This window comes from Pseudomonas siliginis (assembly GCF_024072275.1).
In the GTDB taxonomy this organism is placed as follows: domain Bacteria; phylum Pseudomonadota; class Gammaproteobacteria; order Pseudomonadales; family Pseudomonadaceae; genus Aquipseudomonas; species Aquipseudomonas siliginis.
The window spans coordinates 740,755-759,239 of sequence record NZ_CP099598.1; the positions used below are offsets into that span (position 1 = coordinate 740,755).

General features: G+C 60.8%; 15 protein-coding genes. 6 read left to right on the plus strand and 9 right to left on the minus strand.

What is annotated here, in order from left to right; all coding sequences use genetic code 11:
- Window positions 1–8: 8 nt before the first annotated feature.
- From fis to prmA, 4 genes are all read right to left on the minus strand, one after another.
- Window positions 9–329, minus strand: coding sequence for a DNA-binding transcriptional regulator Fis (fis, locus tag NF676_RS03745; protein ID WP_002555375.1), 321 nt, complete (start codon window positions 327–329; stop codon window positions 9–11).
- Window positions 326–1,336, minus strand: a complete 1,011-nt coding sequence (dusB, locus tag NF676_RS03750; RefSeq protein ID WP_101158318.1) for a tRNA dihydrouridine synthase DusB — start codon at window positions 1,334–1,336, stop codon at window positions 326–328. Before dusB ends, fis begins: the two co-directional genes overlap by 4 nt.
- Window positions 1,337–1,520: 184 nt before the next feature.
- Window positions 1,521–2,780, minus strand: a complete 1,260-nt coding sequence (locus NF676_RS03755; RefSeq protein WP_056787688.1) for a DUF3426 domain-containing protein — start codon at window positions 2,778–2,780, stop codon at window positions 1,521–1,523.
- 30 nt (window positions 2,781–2,810) lie between these two features.
- On the minus strand, window positions 2,811–3,689 hold the full coding sequence (gene prmA, locus NF676_RS03760) for a 50S ribosomal protein L11 methyltransferase (protein ID WP_252879367.1): 879 nt from the start codon (window positions 3,687–3,689) through the stop codon (window positions 2,811–2,813).
- Between the two features lie 323 nt (window positions 3,690–4,012).
- On the opposite strand from prmA, the gene NF676_RS03765 reads away from it, so the two are divergent.
- Complete coding sequence (locus NF676_RS03765) at window positions 4,013–7,837, plus strand: type III effector 1 (RefSeq protein ID WP_435406604.1); 3,825 nt, start codon at window positions 4,013–4,015, stop codon at window positions 7,835–7,837.
- Window positions 7,838–7,902: 65 nt separating this feature from the next.
- Here the strand turns inward: NF676_RS03765 and accC are convergent, their stop codons facing one another.
- The 5 genes from accC to gcbA all read right to left on the minus strand — a co-directional run bounded on the left by accC (window position 7,903) and on the right by gcbA (window position 14,124).
- A complete protein-coding gene (gene accC, locus NF676_RS03770) occupies window positions 7,903–9,258 on the minus strand; it encodes an acetyl-CoA carboxylase biotin carboxylase subunit (protein ID WP_024011424.1) in 1,356 nt (451 codons plus the stop codon).
- A 17-nt stretch (window positions 9,259–9,275) separates the two neighbouring features.
- Window positions 9,276–9,734, minus strand: coding sequence for an acetyl-CoA carboxylase biotin carboxyl carrier protein (gene accB, locus NF676_RS03775; RefSeq protein ID WP_016771862.1), 459 nt, complete (start codon window positions 9,732–9,734; stop codon window positions 9,276–9,278).
- A gap of 24 nt (window positions 9,735–9,758) precedes the next feature.
- A complete protein-coding gene (gene aroQ / locus NF676_RS03780; protein ID WP_016771861.1) occupies window positions 9,759–10,214 on the minus strand; it encodes a type II 3-dehydroquinate dehydratase in 456 nt (151 codons plus the stop codon).
- Between the two features lie 241 nt (window positions 10,215–10,455).
- Window positions 10,456–12,402, minus strand: a complete 1,947-nt coding sequence (locus NF676_RS03785; RefSeq protein WP_252887257.1) for a methyl-accepting chemotaxis protein — start codon at window positions 12,400–12,402, stop codon at window positions 10,456–10,458.
- Between the two features lie 51 nt (window positions 12,403–12,453).
- On the minus strand, window positions 12,454–14,124 hold the full coding sequence (gcbA, locus tag NF676_RS03790) for a diguanylate cyclase GcbA (protein WP_016771860.1): 1,671 nt from the start codon (window positions 14,122–14,124) through the stop codon (window positions 12,454–12,456).
- A 324-nt stretch (window positions 14,125–14,448) separates the two neighbouring features.
- Between gcbA and NF676_RS03795 the strand changes: the two genes are divergently transcribed.
- From NF676_RS03795 to NF676_RS03815, 5 genes are all read left to right on the plus strand, one after another.
- The gene (locus NF676_RS03795) at window positions 14,449–15,597 is read left to right on the plus strand and encodes a DUF2515 family protein (RefSeq protein ID WP_150741798.1); all 1,149 of its coding nucleotides are present in this window, start codon (window positions 14,449–14,451) and stop codon (window positions 15,595–15,597) included.
- Complete coding sequence (locus tag NF676_RS03800; protein WP_224789886.1) at window positions 15,597–16,319, plus strand: hypothetical protein; 723 nt, start codon at window positions 15,597–15,599, stop codon at window positions 16,317–16,319. The genes NF676_RS03795 and NF676_RS03800 overlap by 1 nt, the downstream gene beginning before the upstream one ends.
- Window positions 16,298–16,804, plus strand: coding sequence for an Hcp family type VI secretion system effector (locus NF676_RS03805; RefSeq protein ID WP_150638191.1), 507 nt, complete (start codon window positions 16,298–16,300; stop codon window positions 16,802–16,804). Before NF676_RS03800 ends, NF676_RS03805 begins: the two co-directional genes overlap by 22 nt.
- Window positions 16,801–17,277, plus strand: a complete 477-nt coding sequence (locus NF676_RS03810) for a hypothetical protein (RefSeq protein ID WP_252887258.1) — start codon at window positions 16,801–16,803, stop codon at window positions 17,275–17,277. The genes NF676_RS03805 and NF676_RS03810 overlap by 4 nt, the downstream gene beginning before the upstream one ends.
- A 138-nt stretch (window positions 17,278–17,415) precedes the next feature.
- Window positions 17,416–18,483 (plus strand): DUF2333 family protein, encoded by a 1,068-nt coding sequence (locus NF676_RS03815; RefSeq protein WP_016771859.1) that lies wholly within the window; start codon window positions 17,416–17,418, stop codon window positions 18,481–18,483.
- Window positions 18,484–18,485: the final 2 nt, after the last annotated feature.

Consider the following 18,485-nt stretch of genomic DNA (forward strand, 5'->3'; position numbering starts at 1 on the left):
TTGAATGCTTACAGCAGATCGTACTGCTTGAGTTTTTTGCGCAGCGTGCCGCGGTTCAGTCCCAGCAGCTCACTGGCCTTGGTCTGGTTGCCCTTGACGTAGTTCATCACGCTTTCGAGCAGGGGCGCCTCGACTTCGGACAGCACCAGGTTGTACACATCCGTGACGGACGCGCCCTCAAGGTGGGCGAAATAATTGTGCAGCGCCTTCTCGACACTCCCGCGAAGGGTCTGGCCTTCTTCGCTCGGTGTGTTGAGGTGCTGTTTCAAATTCACGTTGTCGCTCACGGGTGTTGTTCCACTCACTAAAGTCTCGGTCATCATCGTCATGCGGCCACCCCTTCTTCGTCCCCTGTCAGGCTCTTGTAACGCTCGGCGAAGAACTCCCGAACGTCGGCGCATTGTGTTTCCGTACCATCCAAACGATTGAAACGGGCGCGAAACTCCCTGGCGCCCGGCAAGGTTGCGAGATACCAGCCCACATGCTTGCGGGCAATGCGCACGCCCATCACGTCACCATAAAAGGCGTGAAGGGCAGCCAGATGCTCCAGCAGGATGCGTTCCACTTCGCTCAGTTCCGGCGCCGGCAATTTCTCGCCGGTGCGCAGGAAGTGTTCGATCTCGCGAAAAATCCATGGCCGCCCTTGAGCGGCCCGGCCTATCAGCAGGCCATCGGCACCGGTCGCATCAAGCACGTATCGGGCCTTTTCCGGCGAATCGATATCGCCGTTGGCAAACACCGGGATCGACACGGCCTGCTTGATCGCGGCAATCGTGTCGTACTCGGCTTCCCCTGTGTACAGATCGGCGCGGGTGCGGCCATGCACGGCCAGCGCTGTGATCCCGGCCTGTTCGGCGATCTTCGCCACGTTCAGACCGTTCTTGTTTTCGCGATCCCAGCCGGTGCGGATCTTCAGGGTGACCGGCACATCAACCGCGGCCACTACGGCCTGGAGGATCTCGGTCACCAGTGTTTCGTCTTTCAGCAACGCGGAGCCGGCGGCCTTGTTGCAGACCTTTTTGGCCGGACAGCCCATGTTGATATCGATAATCTGTGCGCCCAGTTCGACGTTGGCCCGTGCCGCATCGGCCAGCATCTGCGCGTCGCCACCGGCGATCTGCACCGAGCGCGGCTCGGGATCGCCTTCGTGGATCATGCGCATGCGCGACTTGCGGGTATTCCACAGGCTCATGTCACTGGTGACCATTTCCGAGACTACAAGCCCTGCGCCCAGACGCTTGCACAGCTGACGAAAGGGCTGGTCGGTGACGCCCGCCATCGGGGCGAGAATCAAACCGTTCTGCAATGTATATGGGCCGATGCGTACCGCCGACATAGGACTTCCCTGAAGTGGGGCCGGATCATGAGAGTTCGAAAAAGGGTGGGCATGATACCCGCTCTCGATGACTGGTTAAAGGCTGAATTGAACAAAATCTGAACAGTTATTCTGTTATCGCCAACGGTTTGGTCAGCCGCGATCAGTCAGAAAAATGCCGTCAATCGGGAAACGCTGAAGCGGTTCATTCCGGCGAGTGGAAGTTCAGGCTGTAATTCACCGCTTTCGGCCCCGGATCGAGAATATCCAGGGCGATGTGGATCGGCGTCTGCGGCGGCATTTCCGCGAGGCCTTCGAGATCGCCGCTCAGATACTCGCCGGGTTTGAAGCGACGACTGGCGATCAGATGACCGTTGAGGTCGGCAAAACGCAGTTCGAGCAAGGGGAACGGCTGGGAAAACGTCGCCCGGTTGTAAATGATCGCGTCGACCACCAGCGCCCCGCTGAAATCGGGATGGCTGCGCACCACCAGGTTGCTGCTCTTGATTTTGCCGATATCGACTTTCGACGGCACCGTGCAGCCGATCTGCGGGCAGATCTGCTGGAACCACGGTCGGTATTGATCCTGCCGCGCCAGTTCCTCGAAGTGATAGGCGATGTACTGGGCGGCAAGGCCGCCGGCCGCCAACACCACCAGCACCAGCCAGAGCAGGCGCCGGCCCCAGGGCGAGCGGCGCTGCTGCCAGTCCAGTTGCAGCGGGTCGTCGGTCAGATCCTGCAGGACCTCGGCGCGCACCCCGGGCTCGGCCCGTTCGCGTTTTTTGCGCGGCGAAGTGATCAATGGCAGATCGTCGTCATCGTTGTCGTCGCTGGCTGACAGGCGTTCGCGGCGGGCGTTGGGATCGATCGGGTCATGCAGGCGCAGTTGCGGGATCGGCGGCTCGTCATCCAGATCCACCGGCTCCAGCGACAGCGAAGGTTCGGTGCGCTCGGGTTCGAGGGTTTCGATGCCGTCGATATCCGGCTCGATATCCGGCGCTACGCTGCGCTCATCCGCAGGCTCGCTGAACAGGCTGTCGGGCCATGTGCCTTCGTCCGGCTCCGGGCTGTCGCGTCGGGCGCTCAAGGATTCTTCGCGGGTACGGCCGAATTCGGCGGCCGGCTGGATTTCGCGCTGTTCGAGGCGGGCGAGTTCTTCGTCCAGATCGAGGCTGTCCAGATCCAGTTCCGACGCGCTCCATTGCTTCTGGCTGATGGCGCGCGGTGCGGGGATCTGTTCGACGACCGCAGAATCGCTGACAGGCGCGGGCGCTTCAGGCAGCGCTGGTGCGGCCGGCGTCACCGTGTCCTTGCCGGAATGTTGCTCGAGCAGCTGCTTGGCGGCATTGAACACTTGCAGGCAGGAGCCGCAACGAACCACCCCGCGCGCCACGCTCAATTGAGCATGGTTGACGCGGAAACTGGTCTGGCAATGCGGGCATTGGGTGACGAAACTGTCGGTCATGCGGCGATCCGGTTCAGGCAAGCGGTCATTTTAGCGCCGACGCCCGGTGATGCGCACCCAGCCATCGCGATTGGCGATCGGGTCGAGTTCGAAGTCCTGCGCATAAGCTGCCGCTACTTCTTCGCCCTGCTCGGCGAGGATGCCCGACAGCGCCAGGCGCCCACCGCTCTTGACCAGGCTGGACAGCTGCGGCGCCAGCGACACCAGCGGGCCGGCGAGAATGTTGGCGACCAGCACGTCGGCCTGAACCTGCGGCAGATCTTCGGGCAGGTACAGCGGGAACAGCTCATCGGCAATGTTGTTGCGCCCAGCGTTGTCGCGCGAGGCTTCCAGTGCCTGTACGTCGATGTCGGTGCCCACGGCTTCCTTGGCGCCGAGCAGCAGGGCGGCAATCGCCAGAATCCCCGAGCCACAGCCGAAGTCGAGCACGTGACAGCCTTTCAGATCCTGACCGTCGAGCCATTCCAGGCACAGCGCGGTGGTCGGGTGGGTGCCGGTGCCGAACGCCAGGCCCGGGTCCAGCAGCAGGTTGACCGCGTCAGGCTCGGGCGCGGCGTGCCAGCTCGGCACGATCCACAGGCGCTGGCCGAAACGCATCGGCTCGAAACCGTCCATCCAACTGCGTTCCCAGTCCTGATCTTCGATCACTTCGCTGTGATGTTCGGGCAACGGGCTGCCGGTCAGCAATTCCAGATGGGCGAGGACCGGTTCCGGTTCGGTACCGCCTTCGAACAGCGCCAGCAAGTGGGTGTGCGACCACAGCGGCGTGGTGTTGAGTTCCGGTTCGAAGATCGGCTGGTCTTCGGCGTCCATGAAAGTCACCGACACGGCGCCGACTTCGAGGAATGCGTCCTCGTAGGTTTCGGCTTGTTCCGGGGTGATGGCGAGACGGACTTGCAGCCAAGGCATGGCGGGCACCTTTGAAAATCTGTGGGGCAGCCCGAAGCTGCAAAAGCGCGCAGTTTACGCCAGGTCGCCGGCAAAGTGGACACACCGCTTGGCTGTTACACATTCGCGGCCGCGATATACATATGTATGGCCTGAGCACTTTTGTCGGCAAATAGAGTGAGCGCTCATCTCTACGCAACAAAAGGCTGGGCGACATGGCGGATCAACAAGGGACTGTAGAAGAAAAACCACCGATAGCCGCTGCGTCTACGGGGTCGGTGCAGGAGATCCTGCTGCGCATTACGCGCTGGCAGGTGATGATCGACAAGCGCTTGAACAGCCAGATGACGTTGCTCGAGGCGCTGGAGCATTTCGCTTTGACTGAACTGCGCAGGCATTACCCGGACGGCCATTTCGCCCCGGGCTTTGTGGTTGCGCTGCTTGACGCCATTCTGCAAAAGCTTATCGACGGCCGGCCAGTCATGTTCCTGGCGCTCCAGGACGCGCCATTTCGCTGGCCTGGGGGCGCTGACCCCGGTTTACCGTCCAGCCGTCATGAGCATGTGATCCGGACGGTGGATAGCGTTTCGCTGCACTTCCTCGACCAGTACAAAAAATACCTGCGAGAACATTGGACGACAAAAGGGCAGGAAGCGCTGTTTGATCGCCTGATCAAGCGCAAGCTGCGGCGCTATATCAAGGACATCGAGTTGCTGTTGCGCCGTGACCAACTGGCGGGCCTGACACTGGATCAATTGCGCAGAAAAATCGACCGGGTTCAGGCCCGCAGCACGCGTCGGTACCGGTTGACTGCCCTGGCAACCGGCGCAGAGAAAAAGATTCTCGAGGCGCATTCCTTTGCGCAACTGCCGTCATGGATGAAGGCGCTGAAGGAGCCGGATCGCACCTTGTTGCGCGATTATCAGGAGCAGACCTCACTGGCGCAGGCAGCTCTCGATGACCTGCTGCAGGGCCACGGCTCGTTGCGCGACTTTGCCCGCCGGCAGGCCATCGAATACATTCAGCTCAAGCTCGACATGGCGGTTGAACCAGACCGGATCGACGTGCGGCTCAGATGGCGCTCGGCGGTCGGTGAGCCGACCCATAATCGCAGCCTCAGTGATCTGCTGGCATGCGGGCCGATCGGGCAGGACTTCGCAGCGGTCCTGGAGATCAGCAGTCCTGCGCCATTGCGCAACCAGTCACTCAAGCCGGCATTCATTGCCGACATGCTGGCGGAACAGGATTATCCGGCGGATTACCTGCGCGTTCTCGCCGAACAGTACGAGCGTATAGAGGTGCAAAGGGCACTTGTCGACTGGTTTGCCGTACGGCTCAGGCAGAGCGCATTCATCGCGCGCTGCGCAGCTCATCTGTCGGACTCCGACCATGAGCGTCTGGAGCAGATGTGGTCTGGGCAAGCGGCAATGAAACCGCTGCAAGTGGCCGCATTGATGCTGCCCAACGGCATGCAATGCGCCGATCTTCTGGTGTTCTACCAGGCAGAGACTGAGCAAGCGGTGAATAACCTGGTGCTGTACGCGCCCAACAAACCCGACGGTCAGGAGTGGGTCCGGTTGCCTTCGATTGCGGCGTTGACCGGCGAAGTATGGAGCTGGACGCAGAGCGAATCCGGTCGCGAGTATCTGTTGCAGCAGCTTTCGCCGACGGCACATCACCCGGCACGTGATTATCTTGTGGCTGCGGCGGCCAGTCCTGCTCTCTGGGGCATGCAGAGTGACCTTCGACGAACGCCCTTGCCGTTCGACGAGTGCGTCGAAGCCGCTGCAAAAATGGCCCTGGCAAACAACCTGCAGCGGGTCGAGCAGGACAACTCGCTGCGCTGGTACACGACGCTCGCGCTCGAGGCTCGCCGGCGCATCAGCAGTCTGAATCAGGAACTGAGCGTTCATCAGCAGGTTTTCAACGAGCTGCTGGGCGGTTTCGAGGTTTTTGTCGATTTCGCCAGGCGCTCGGTTGCCGCAGTGATCACGCCCTATATGCGCAGCAAGAACGTGCTGGAACCGGTCGATCCGGCCACTGTGTTGATCGATTACAACCCTGGCGTCGCCGACCGCAGGAAGCAGCAGGTGGCCACGCTGCTCGACCTGGCCATTCACGGCTACGATGACAACTCCGGCATCGAACATCCGAAAAAAGGCGTGCGATCGTCGGTTGGCCAGGATCTGAGCCAGGTGCGCAGCGCCGATCTGGCGCTGTATCTGCGCCGGGCGTGGCTGGGTGAAAAATACGCCAGCGAGATCCGTGGCAAATATCTCGACCCGCGTGATGCTGCCTACGAACCGCGTCGCTTTGCCTACCGCAACGTGCTGCTGTCAAAGATGGACCGGGATTTACGCGTTGCCAGAAGTCAGGCGCGATTGAGCGACGCGGTGTATTCAGCGCTGGTCCGTCAGGTCTCTCTGTTGAGCGAGGTGCCAGCACCGGGTACGCATTTTCCGGGCGCCAGCATGGTTGAAAGTGACGGCGTGTTCAGGTTCACCGTCCGCCATCACGTCGTGCTCGGGGTGTATGTGCTGACCTCGTTCGACCCCGAGCCGTCCTGGTGGCTGTACACGCCTGATGCCCCCGACGGAATTGTGGTGCGTGCGTATCAGTCACTGTCCGGCGACATCGCCGGCGCTTTGCATGACTACTTGATGGCGCGTACGCCGGTTGCTGCGCGCAGCATCGTGTCGCGCACCCTGTATGCGATTGCGGCCAAAAAACAACGCGTCGATACGCTGCACGAAGCGCAGCGCCTGATTGACGCGCGCAGCGAGTTCAACGCGTACATCGAGCGCGCGGTCACGGATGTGCAGGACATCACCACCAGCCGCGCGCAAATGATCGAACGCCAAGTGGTCAAGGGGCTGATGTTTGCAGCCGCACCGTTTTGTATGGTGTTTCCTCCGTTTGCCTTGCTGCTTGACGTTGTGTTGATTGCCGTCAGCGCTGGTCAGGCGGTCGCGGCGCATCTGGAGGGCGACATCGATGGCGCTCTCGGCCACTGGCTGGAGGCGTCGTGGGGGGCGCTGTTTGCCATGGTCGGCGCAGGCAGTGCGATCAAGTGGCTGGGCGGTGCGGCCAGAAGTCTGAAGCACACGATGAGGCCTGTCTCGTTGTTGTCAGAGCGTCTGAATACCGTGGCTCCGCTACGCAGGGACGCGCTGCCGGCGATCCGGGAGGTACGCTTTCATGCCAGGCAGGCCGTCAGCAAGACGCCCGAACATTTGCAAAGGGTGAGCGAAGAAGGCGTCTTTTTCGGCACCTGGCGCAGCCCGCCTAGCGCTGCACAGCCGCAACCGGCCTATTACATTCGCAACAGAGGCAAGTACTTTCTGGTCAGGGAAAATCCGCATTTCGGTGGCCTGAGCCTGGTCGATGCCCGTCGCCCGACCGCCATCTATCAGCAACCGATTCAGCTTGCTCCGGGGGGCAAGTGGACACACGCCAGGGTCGGACTAACAGGAGGCAACGTGCGCAACCTTGGGCGCGTGAATAATTTGAATGATGCTTTTCCTGGAGGTGTCGAGCCCGTGCTGAACCGCGGCGCGCTGCAGGGCGAAGCCGTGGTGGCGGCTTTCCGTCCCGGATCGCAGGATAACTACCTGTTTTCGTTGAATGCGCAGAGTTGCGTCATCGCCTCGCTGTATAACCCGACGACAAGAGTGGGGGCGGTCATTCATTTTGATCACAATATTCGCCCGTTGATCGAGCGAAGTGTCACGCAGGTGCTGGAGCGTCTGGGGGGAACACCGCAGAACATTCGCGCCACGCTGGTGGGTGGCGACTGGCTGTCGGCGGGTGCTGACATCGGCGGTCCGGTCAGGCGCGTGTTGCGCGAACAGGGCCTGCAGCCGACCTGGGATTACTGGTCATACTCGTCGTGCCTGGGCAACAGCTATGGCGTGGTGCTGAATCTGAACAATGGAGTCTCGAGAGTGTTCAAGCATTCCTCTGGTCAGATTGGCAGGCTGTACAACCCGCTTATCGCCAGATCGAGTTATGCCACGGACGGGCTCTCGATACGTGCCCGAAACTTTACGAGGCGGTTCACCCGCAGACCGTTACATGAAAACGCAGCAGGAGCGGTGGTCGATGAGGCTGGCCTGGGGGCATCTGCCACAATGGTCGAGCAGCAGGCGTTCTCCACGGTAATGGTCTGATCTGCTTGTTGCAGGCATAAAAAAACCCGATCCGCAGGGATCGGGTTTTTCATGCCGCTTCAGCCTTACGACTGTTTGGCCAGCTTGTGCTCGAGGTAGTGAATGTTCACACCGCCTTTGCAGAAGCCTTCGTCACGAACCAGATCACGGTGCAGCGGGATGTTGGTCTTGATCCCGTCGACCACGATTTCGTCCAGGGCATTGCGCATGCGTGCCATGGCTTCGTCGCGGGTTGCGCCGTAAGTGATCAGCTTGCCGATCAGCGAGTCGTAGTTCGGTGGCACGGCATAACCGCTGTACAGGTGCGAATCGACGCGAACGCCGTTGCCGCCTGGGGCGTGGAAATGCTTGACCGTGCCCGGGCTCGGCATGAAGGTCTTCGGATCTTCAGCGTTGATCCGGCACTCCAGCGAGTGACCGCGGATGACCACGTCATCCTGAGTGAACGACAGCTTGTTGCCAGCGGCGATGCTGAGCATCTCCTTGACGATGTCGATACCGGTGACCATCTCCGAAACCGGGTGCTCCACCTGAACACGGGTGTTCATTTCGATGAAGTAGAAACGGCCGTTCTCGTAGAGGAACTCGAAAGTACCGGCGCCACGGTAGCCGATGTCGATGCATGCCTTGACGCAGCGAGCCAATACTTCCTGGCGCGCTTTCTCGTCGATGCCCGGTGCCGGCGCTTCTTCGAGAACCTTCTGGTGACGACGCTGCAGCGAGCAGTCGCGGTCGCCCAGGTGGATGGCGTGGCCCTGGCCGTCGGACAGAACCTGCACTTCGACGTGGCGCGGGTTGGTGAGGAATTTTTCCAGATAGACCATCGGGTTGCCGAACGCCGCGCCTGCTTCGGAGCGGGTCAGTTTCGCCGAGGCGATCAGGTCTTCTTCCTTGTGCACCACGCGCATGCCGCGACCACCACCGCCACCGGCGGCCTTGATGATCACCGGGTAGCCGACTTCACGACCGATGCGCAGCGCCGTTTCTTCGTCTTCCGGCAGCGGGCCGTCAGAGCCAGGAACGGTCGGTACGCCGGCTTCGATCATCGCGTGCTTGGCCGATACCTTGTCGCCCATCAGGCGGATGGTGTCGGCTTTCGGGCCGATGAAGGCGAAGCCGGAGTTCTCGACCTGCTCGGCAAAATCGGCGTTTTCCGCGAGGAAACCGTAGCCTGGGTGAATGGCGGTAGCGCCGGTCACTTCAGCGGCAGCGATGATGGCCGGAATGTGCAGGTAAGACTGAGCGGCGGACGCCGGGCCGATGCAGACGGATTCGTCTGCCAGACCCAGGTGCATCAGCTCTTTGTCGGCCTTGGAGTAAACGGCGACGGTCTTGATGCCCATCTCTTTGCAGGCACGCAGAATCCGCAGGGCGATCTCACCGCGGTTAGCGATCAGAACTTTTTCCAACTTCGCAGTCATCAAAGGCTCTCCGCGGTTCAAACGATGGTGAACAGCGGTTGGTCGTACTCAACCGGCTGGCCGTCTTCGACGAGGATGGATTCGATCACACCGCTGGTTTCAGCTTCGATGTGGTTCATCATCTTCATGGCTTCGACGATGCACAGGGTGTCGCCTTTCTTCACGGTCTGGCCGACTTCAACGAAGGCAGGCGAGGTTGGCGAAGATTTACGGTAGAAGGTGCCGACCATCGGCGAACGGGCAACGGTGCCGTTCAGCGCGGGTGCAGCAGCGGCAGCCGGAGCAGCGGCAGCGACTGGCGCGGCAGCAGGGGCAGCGGCCGGAGCCTGCATCGGGGCTGGCGCGTAGTACTGCTGCGCCGGGGTCTTGCTGTGACGGCTGATGCGTACGGACTCTTCGCCTTCCTTGATCTCGAGCTCGTCGATGCCGGACTCTTCCAGCAATTCGATCAGTTTCTTAACTTTACGGATATCCATGAATCATCAACTCCCAAGGGTCGGTCAGGGGCGTATAGCTTGGTGTTCAAGCTGCTCTAGTGCGGCCTCCAGGGCCAGTCGGTAACCGCTGGCGCCAAGGCCGCAGATCACTCCTACCGCTACATCGGAGAAGTAGGAGTGATGGCGGAAAGGTTCGCGCTTGTGCACGTTGGACAAATGCACTTCGATGAATGGGATGCTCACTCCCAGCAGCGCGTCACGTAATGCGACACTTGTGTGCGTAAAAGCCGCCGGATTGATCAGAATGAAGTCCACGCCTTCACCGCGTGCAGCGTGGATGCGATCGATCAATTCGTACTCGGCGTTGCTTTGCAGATGCAGCAGATGATGGCCGGCTTCACGGGCGCGCCGCTCCAGATCCTGATTGATCTGCGCCAGGGTCGTCGACCCGTAGGTCCCCGGTTCCCGGGTGCCGAGCAGGTTCAGGTTGGGGCCATGCAGCACCAGTAGCGTTGCCATCTGCGTTGTCCTTGTTATCAATGAGCAGTCGTCAGAACCCGGCGACTATGCCGCAAAGCCTTTGTGACTGTCCAGTTCCATGCAATAGGCGGCACGATGGGCGATGTTTGCGCGAAATTTGTGACCGAGTGAGCTGATCCGGTCATTCGTGGTGTCGGCAAGAGCCTCTTCGCGAGCAGGCTCGCTCCCACAGGGGTATGCATTCCAATGTGGGAGCGAGCCTGCTCGCGAAGGCGGTGTGTCAGACGCGAAAGGCTTGAACGGCAGTATGCAGTTGGCCGCCGAGAACCAACAAATTCTCGCCCTGTTCGCGCCCTTGGCCGATGCGCAGCAGGTTATCCCCACCCAATTGATGAATGCGCTCGCTGTGATCGCGGATTTCGCTGACCGCGCCACTTTGCTGCGCGGTGACATCGGCGATGCGCACAGCGGTGTCGGCGATGGTCTGTATCGCGCCAACGATTTTGTCCAGTGCACCGTCCGCCGCTTGCGCCTGACTGGCCGTGGCTTCGGCGTGTTCGACCTGCGCGCGCATGCCTTCGACCGATTGCCGCGCGGCGGTCTGCAGGCCGGCGATCAGTGTCTGGATTTCCGCCGTGGCCCCGGCGGTGCGTTGTGCCAGCGAGCGCACTTCCTCGGCGACCACGGCAAAACCACGACCCATCTCCCCGGCGCGGGCGGCCTCGATCGCGGCGTTCAGGGCGAGCAGATTGGTCTGATCCGCAATCGAACGAATCACTGTCAGCACGCCGCCGATGGTTGCTGATTCTTCTGCCAGATGTTCGATCATCTGCGCATTGCCTTGAACCTCACCGACCAGCGCATGCAGTCCGGTCAGGCTCTGGCCGATTACAGCCTGCCCATGCTCGACGGCCAGTCCGGCATGACGACTGGCGTCGGCAGCCTGACGGGCATCGCCGGCCACTTGCTGAATGGTCGCCTCGAGTTCTCCCAGCGAATCGCGAATCAGCGCGGTATCGCCGGCCTGATGTTCGGCGCCGCTGTGCAGGTCATTGCTCAGTTCGGCGAGGGTGCGGCTGCTGCCCGCGACTTGTTCGGCGTTGCCGCGAATGGTGCCGACCAGATCCACCAGATAGGCGCGCAAGCGGTTGAGCGAGGCTTCGATGTCGTGCAGTTCACGATTGGTCTTGCCCAGTTGGATGTCACGACTGAAATCGCCCTCGGCCCAGGTCGACAATGCCGGGGCGAGGTTGGTCAGGGTGCGGGCCAGGCGCCGCTGCAAGGTATCGATGAGCAGGGCGATCAGCAGAATCAGGCCGATCATCACGCCTTGCATCAGGCGCACTTCGCCCTGGATCTGCCCATGTTGCGCGCGTACCACCGGTTCAAGGCCGGCGATGGCGTGTTGCACGCTGGCGATTTTTTCGTGGGTGGCGGCGCTGAGCTCGGCGCGTTTCTGGATCTGCTCGCGAGTGCGCGCCAGTTCCGCCGGATAGCGGCCGAGCAAGCTGTTGAGTTCGCGTTTGAGGCCGACACCGGCATCTTCAGCGGCGGCTTCGTCGGTGGTTTCGATGCCCATCAACGCGGCGAAATCGTCACTGCTCGATTCGTTGCTGGCGACCACGCCGAGCAAGGGCAGGGCATCGATGGCCTCGGCCTGGGCGCGCATGTTGCTCACTTCGCGCTCGACATCGGCAGCCAGTTCACTGCGCCCGCTGCTGACCAGTTTGTCCCGCGCCAGCGACAGTCTGCCCAGATGCTGCGATGCGGCGAGCAGTGGTGCGAGGTAGGCGGCGTTGCCATTGGCGTAGGTGTTGAGCTGGTCGAGGCTGGCGCTGAGTTCGCGTTCGGCCTGCAACAGCAGCGCCTGCGGATCGCCAGCCAGTTTGCCGGCGGCGAGCAGGTCGGTTTTGCTGAATTCATCAAGGCTCGACAGACTTGGCTGCACGGTGTCGGCCAGCGTCGGGGGCAGCTCACCCAGTTGCTTGTGCACGCTGTCGATGGCCTGGGCGGCGCTGCTCAAACGCAGCGCGTCACCGCTGGCGAGATAATCCTCAACGTTGCGCGCCACCTCGTTCTGAAATTGTTGCGACAGCCCGAGGTAACGCTCCATCAACAGATACGGACGTTCGAGGGCTTTTTGCGACCACCACAGCGTGGCGCCAAGGGCCACGCAGACGGCGACCAGCAGCAGAGTGTTGAGATTGGTGAGCAACTTCAGGCGCATGACGGCTACCAACGGCAGAAATGGTAAGCGCCTGAATTTATTGCGGATCCATTACAAGGTTATGACCGAATCAGTGGATTCCGATGAAAAAGTGGCACTTTGCTTTGACTGGCGCGCGGTCTGCACCCGATTGCGTCCTGCACCCTTGGCGCGATACAGCGCCTCATCGGCCTGGCTGGCCATCATCAGGCTGTCGGAGTCATCGCACATTTCTACTACGCCGGCGCTGAACGTGCACCAGAGGTCCTGCGGCTGCGCCGGGTAATGAATCTCGGCGAAGCGCTGGCGAATCTCGTCGAGGACTTTGTGCGCCGCGTCGATATCGGTGTCGGGCATGACGATGGCGAACTCTTCGCCGCCGTATCGGCCAATGAAATCGGTCTTGCGCAAACGCTGCTTGAGAAACAGCGCCAGGCTCTTGATCACCCGGTCACCCATCGGGTGGCCATGGCTGTCGTTGACCCGCTTGAAGTGATCGATGTCGAGCATGGCAAAGCTCAGCGGTTTGTTTTCGCGGCGCGCGCGGAACGAGCAGTCTTCGAGCAATTGCAGGATGTGCGTGTGGTTGTACAGGCCGGTGAGGCTGTCGCGAACCATCCGTGCTTTCAGATTGCGTGCCCGCGCGGCGCGGTTGCGCACGGTGGTGATCAGGTGTCGCGGTTTGATCGGCTTGGTCAGGAAGTCATCGCCGCCCTCGCTCATGGCGTCGAGCTGCTTGTCCAGATCGTCCTCGGCCGACAGGTAAATGATCGGCACGCTGACGTAGCGGTCGTTGTGACGAATGACCTTCGCCAGCTCGGTGCCGGTGCAGGCCGGCATGTACATGTCGAGGATGATCAGGTCCGGCTGGAAATCCGCCAGCTCGGCCATTGCCTGAATCGGTTCGATCAGGGTGCGTGTGACAATCCCGGCGCTGTTGAGCAGGCGCTCGGTGTGCAGGGCCTGGGCGCGCGAGTCGTCGATGATCAGCACTTTATAAGGCTCGTACTGGGCGACGCAGGTCAGCACTTCGATTTTTTCCAGCAGGCTCGATGCTTCAAGGGTGCCGGTGAGGAATTCCTGGCCACCGGCGCGCACGGCGGCTAGGCGGGTCGGGGTGTCGGTTTCGTGCAGGCTGAAGAACAGCAGCGGCAGGGGTTCTTCGAGGCCGACCTGAGCTTCGGCGGCGAGTTTCAGGCCGATGCCGGGGCCACTGAAATCCACGTCCATGACAATCGCCGCGGGCAAGCGCTCGACCATCGACGAACGAAACGCGGCCACGCTGTCCAGTGCCTGCGCGCTCAAGCCGAAAAATTCCAGTTGCTTGGCCAGGCGTTCAGCGCGGTCGTGATCCTGCAACATCACGTAGATCGGCTTGCGCAGCGGCGGCAGGAACGTCTGGTCGAGCTGATCGCCATGGCGCAGGCCAGTGCGCGACAGGCGCTGCATCAAACGATTGAGATCGGTGATCAGGCCGCTGCTGAGGCGCCCACGGTTGGCATCCACCGCTTGCAGCGACTGGCTGATGTGATGCGCCAACTGAGTGTGTTCCGGCTGTTCAAAGCGCTCGGCAAAACGCAGCAGACGCAGATTCGCCTCGCTCAGTTCGGCAAGATCGACGGTGGACCACTCACTGCGTTGCAGGCGCTGCCATATCTCAAGAATCTGACGTGCCTGATGAATTACCCGCTGGGCAAAGTGGTGCTTGAGACGCTCACGGCTGGGGTCTTCTGGCTCGGTCATATCCTGACTACTAGTTAGGGTGCATGCTGAGATCGACTGGTGGCTCTATGCTAGCACCTCTTTTCCCTTAGACGAGTGTCGTACGTCAATAATCTGCTGGACGACACGATTCAGTTTCTGACCGAGTGGTTTTGTTTTTACCTCTGATTTTGACCAAGTGCCCGCATGCTGGGGCTTAGCGAGCAATCCTGCCAGCGCTGTCGACATTTCACCGGCCTTGATAGGCGGCGTCTGACAGCGCTTTCTGATTTTTCTTCTACGCGCTTTCACCGGCCCGGTTGGCTGTTACGGTTCAGGGATTCCCCTAGCTGCCGTCCATCCGCCATGAGCCAATGTTTCACCGAACTCGCCAGTGATGCCCAGCGCCTCAATCACAACATCACGCCCATCGACGACTGCGCCTGCGGCGAAGAGTTGTTGTATGGCGAGCGGGTGCAAGTGACAGAGGTGCCAGTGCTGACCTGCCAATGCCTCTGGCGGCGCTATCAGCGCGCCGCCGAGGCAATTGTCGCCCCGAACGGCGTGCTGATTGCCGATCCGGTCGCGCGCAACCGAGCGATCAACGCGGCTTATGCCCGGTTGTGGTTGCACGACTCACGTTTTCAATGGGCGGGCCTGGCGGCGTTTGCCTCCAAGCAGGTCGGCTGTGGCTTGCTGCATGCGGCACAGAATATCGAACGCATCCGCGAGGAATACGAAGCGCGGCAGCGGCTGCGAGACAGCCGACGCGAATCCGGATTGCTCACGCCGGAAAAAATGCCGGGACAGGCCGAAGACCTGCGTGAATATCAACAGGCTCAGGCGCGTAATCCGCTGTCTGTCATGGATGCCCGGGTGCCAGGTGAAGAGCTGTCGGTGGCCGAGCAACAGTTCCGGCATGTCTACGAAATGATGGCGATGGGTAATACCACGCTGTTTCTGGATGTTTATCCGTTGCATCAGTTCTATGCGGTGCGGGGATTGGCGGAGTTGAAGAAATGTCTTCGCGACCGGGAGAAGATTCAAGGGCATGCGAAGTGGCCGGTGCTTTGGCCGGTGGGCCAGGCAACACTCAAGTTTGGATATGTACGTCCTGAAATAGAGATGGCCTTTGAAGCTATAGACGCGGGGAGCGTTGCTGAAAGCGTGGAGCATTTGGCGTGGCACGAGCAGCGAAACATCCTCCAGCCGACCATTTACGAAAACAGCCACCTGGTTGCGCTTTTGCGCGGCAATCATTTTTCTTACGTCACCAACTTTCCTTCCGGCGTCGCTCAGGCCATCGAACTGACACTGACCAGCCAATGCCAGCGTGTCGATGATGGCCGCACCATTGATTTTGATAGCAGCCCGCTGGCGGATTTGTCCGATATCGACCAGCGAATGAAGTTTGTGCTGCGGGCGGCAAGTCGTTTTGATCTGTTGCTCAACGACAGCAACAAAGCGTTGTTGGCGCAGTCCATTCGCGAGATTGCGCTCAGGGAGGAGGGCTGATGAGCTTGCGCCTTGCTCAAATCGGCCGACGTCGGTGTGTGTGGTTTGCGATTTGTACCGTCGTTGCGCTGGCCACCTTGCGGCAATTGATGCAGCCGCTATGGAACGATCCAGTCATTGCCTTGAGGATCGGCGAAACCTCCGAGTACATGGAGGCACATTCGACTGCTCCGTTCAGTATGTGGGGGCGCGGTAGCAAGACTGTTTCCGGTGGAATTCCGAAGACGGATGCGCGCCTGCGCTTCGTTGATCCGCAGTACGGGTTCGAGACGCCGCTGGCTCGGTTTTTCACCGTGACGTTCGTCAACAATCTGGTCGTTGACATCAGTATGTCCCCGCAAATCGAGCCTTTGCTGATCGACGACGCCATGAAGGTTGTCACCGATCTGCAGAGGCAGTGGTGTGCAAAAGGCTGGAGACCGATGGGTACGCAGGGTGACCCGACAATCGCGGACACCCCCGAATGGCGCGCATACGTCAGACAAGGAGTGCTTTCGGGGGTGTCCTATTGGCAGGCCGGCGACAAATATCAGGCAATGCTGAGTTTAGGGCGCTTCAGAGATTCCAGACATCTTGATCAGGAGCGCTACCTCATCACTCTCGACGTTGCCGAACCGTGGATTCCTTTCGACGAAATCGAAGATCGCCGCCTCGAATCCCATCACTTCCTCCCACCCCTGCCCGAAAAAGGAGCTATCCCATGCCCATCCCAGCCTTCATGACCATCCACGGCAGCCGCCAGGGCCTGATCACCGCCGGCGCTTTCACTGAAGCCTCGGTGGGCAATACCTACCAGAGCGGGCGCGAAGACAAGATCATGGTGCAGGCCCTCAGCCATGGCATGTACATACCCAAGGATCAGGGCGCCGGGCGGCGGATGCACAGGCCATTGATCATCACCAAAACCCTCGACAAGGCTTCGCCCTTGCTGAATATGGCGCTGTCCAGCGGCGAGTTGCTGAGCGAATGCCGCGTGGAGTTTTATCGCACTTCGGCCAGCGGCGTGCAGGAGCACTTCTACACGGTGGAACTGGAGGATGCGTTGGTCGTCGGCAGCGAACTATTGATGCCGCACTGTCTCGACAGCGGCACGTCGCACCTTACGCAACTGGAGAAAGTCCACTTCAGCTACCGGCGCATCTACTGGCGCCACGAAATCAGCCGGACGATGGGTTCGGATGAGTGGCAAGGCGAGGGACTTCGATGAGGCTGGTCCGTGAACTGAGCCTGACCCAGCAGGAGCGCCAGCATGTCTGTTGCGTGGAAGAGGCGCTGGAGCACGTCAGCAGTCTGTTGAGCATGCGCCAACCGCTCGAAGGGCTGGACCAGCTACGCGCAGGCTTGATGATCAATCTGGACAGCGAAGTTTTGGCGCAGATCGAACAGGGTGAATGGAGCCTGATCAAAGCCGAGGCCGACTATGGCTACTGGCAGGGCGCCGAAGCGGTGTTCCACCAGGCCGTGCTCGATCTGATGAACAACCCGCCCGAGCAGCCCACGCGCACCGCACGAATCTTTCGTCTGGTCGACAGCGTGACCGGTCAGCCGTTGCCCGCGCAGGCCTACATCGCCACGATCGATGGAATACCCAGTCAGCGACGAACTGACGCCCAAGGCATTGCACATCTGTTTACCGACGACCAAGTGCCGCAGCTTTCGCTGCGCATCTTCAACGTCTGAAATCTGCGTCTATCCTTTCGTTCGCGACGTCCTTCGCTTGTTTTGCGCCAGTGCCGCGATAGCGGGTGCTAGGCCTTGGCACGTTGTTGTATGGTTGTGGTCGAACCGTTGAACCCAAGTGATTGAAAGGATATCGCCATGCTGGACTGGAAAAACCGCGCGGGCAGCGCGCCTGAACGTGCCGCCGAGCCCAAGTCGGCCACCCGCAGCTATGTCGGCGGGCTGCTGTTCAGCCGGGCGCTGGCCACAGTGGTCGGTCTGTACTTGCTGGTCACCATCGCGCTGGGCTGGTACTGGAGCCAGGAACCGGAGCTGTTTCCGGTGGCGCAGAACGCCCAGGTCGCTGCCGAGAAAGAAGGCAAGCAAATGGTGGTCGGCTACACCACGGTCGAAACCCTGAAGACCGTTGCCGGCACCTTGCTCAACAAGCCGGGCGGTTACATTTCCAATGACCGTTTCCCGCCGGGCCTGTGGATGGACAACACGCCGAGCTGGGAATACGGCGTGCTGGTGCAGGTGCGTGACCTGACCCGCGCCCTGCGCAAGGATTTTGCCCGTTCGCAATCGCAGTCCGCCGAAGACGCCGATCTGGCCAAGGCCGAACCGCGTTTCAACTTCGACAACAAGAGCTGGGTGCTGCCGTCCAGCGAGTCGGAATACCAGGAAGGCATCAACTCCCTGAGCCGCTATCAGTCGCGCTTGTCTGATCCGAACCAGAAAAACGCGCTGTTCTACGCGCGCGCCGACAACCTCAACAACTGGCTGGGCGATGTCGGTACCCGTCTCGGTTCGCTGTCGCAACGCCTGTCGGCCAGTGTCGGCCGGGTCAAGCTCAACACTGCCCTGAAGACCGAAGTTCCGGCAGTCGGCGAAGTGCCGCAGGTTGACGAAGAAGTCGTGGAAACCCCGTGGATGCAGATCGACAACGTGTTCTACGAAGCGCGCGGTCAGGCCTGGGCGCTGTCGCATCTGCTGCGCGCCATCGAAGTCGACTTCGCCGATGTGCTGGCGAAGAAGAACGCCACCGTCAGCGTGCGCCAGATCATCCGTGAGCTGGAGGCTTCGCAAGAGCCGGTCTGGAGCCCGATGATCCTCAACGGCAGCGGTTTCGGCGTGTTGGCCAACCACTCGCTGGTCATGGCCAACTACATTTCCCGGGCCAACGCTGCGGTGATCGATTTGCGTCAACTGCTCAATCAGGGCTGATA

What these genes read in the sequence shown, in the direction of transcription:
- gcbA (WP_016771860.1), bottom strand. Translation starts at nt 14,124, where the DNA reads ATGACCGAGCCAGAAGACCCCAGCCGTGAGCGTCTCAAGCACCACTTT.
- NF676_RS03755 (WP_056787688.1), bottom strand. Translation starts at nt 2,780, where the DNA reads ATGACCGACAGTTTCGTCACCCAATGCCCGCATTGCCAGACCAGTTTC.
- fis (WP_002555375.1), bottom strand. Translation starts at nt 329, where the DNA reads ATGACGATGATGACCGAGACTTTAGTGAGTGGAACAACACCCGTGAGC.
- NF676_RS03815 (WP_016771859.1), top strand. Translation starts at nt 17,416, where the DNA reads ATGCTGGACTGGAAAAACCGCGCGGGCAGCGCGCCTGAACGTGCCGCC.
- aroQ (WP_016771861.1), bottom strand. Translation starts at nt 10,214, where the DNA reads ATGGCAACGCTACTGGTGCTGCATGGCCCCAACCTGAACCTGCTCGGC.
- accB (WP_016771862.1), bottom strand. Translation starts at nt 9,734, where the DNA reads ATGGATATCCGTAAAGTTAAGAAACTGATCGAATTGCTGGAAGAGTCC.
- NF676_RS03795 (WP_150741798.1), top strand. Translation starts at nt 14,449, where the DNA reads ATGAGCCAATGTTTCACCGAACTCGCCAGTGATGCCCAGCGCCTCAAT.
- NF676_RS03810 (WP_252887258.1), top strand. Translation starts at nt 16,801, where the DNA reads ATGAGGCTGGTCCGTGAACTGAGCCTGACCCAGCAGGAGCGCCAGCAT.
- NF676_RS03785 (WP_252887257.1), bottom strand. Translation starts at nt 12,402, where the DNA reads ATGCGCCTGAAGTTGCTCACCAATCTCAACACTCTGCTGCTGGTCGCC.
- accC (WP_024011424.1), bottom strand. Translation starts at nt 9,258, where the DNA reads ATGACTGCGAAGTTGGAAAAAGTTCTGATCGCTAACCGCGGTGAGATC.
- NF676_RS03800 (WP_224789886.1), top strand. Translation starts at nt 15,597, where the DNA reads ATGAGCTTGCGCCTTGCTCAAATCGGCCGACGTCGGTGTGTGTGGTTT.
- dusB (WP_101158318.1), bottom strand. Translation starts at nt 1,336, where the DNA reads ATGTCGGCGGTACGCATCGGCCCATATACATTGCAGAACGGTTTGATT.
- NF676_RS03805 (WP_150638191.1), top strand. Translation starts at nt 16,298, where the DNA reads ATGCCCATCCCAGCCTTCATGACCATCCACGGCAGCCGCCAGGGCCTG.
- NF676_RS03765 (WP_435406604.1), top strand. Translation starts at nt 4,013, where the DNA reads ATGACGTTGCTCGAGGCGCTGGAGCATTTCGCTTTGACTGAACTGCGC.
- prmA (WP_252879367.1), bottom strand. Translation starts at nt 3,689, where the DNA reads ATGCCTTGGCTGCAAGTCCGTCTCGCCATCACCCCGGAACAAGCCGAA.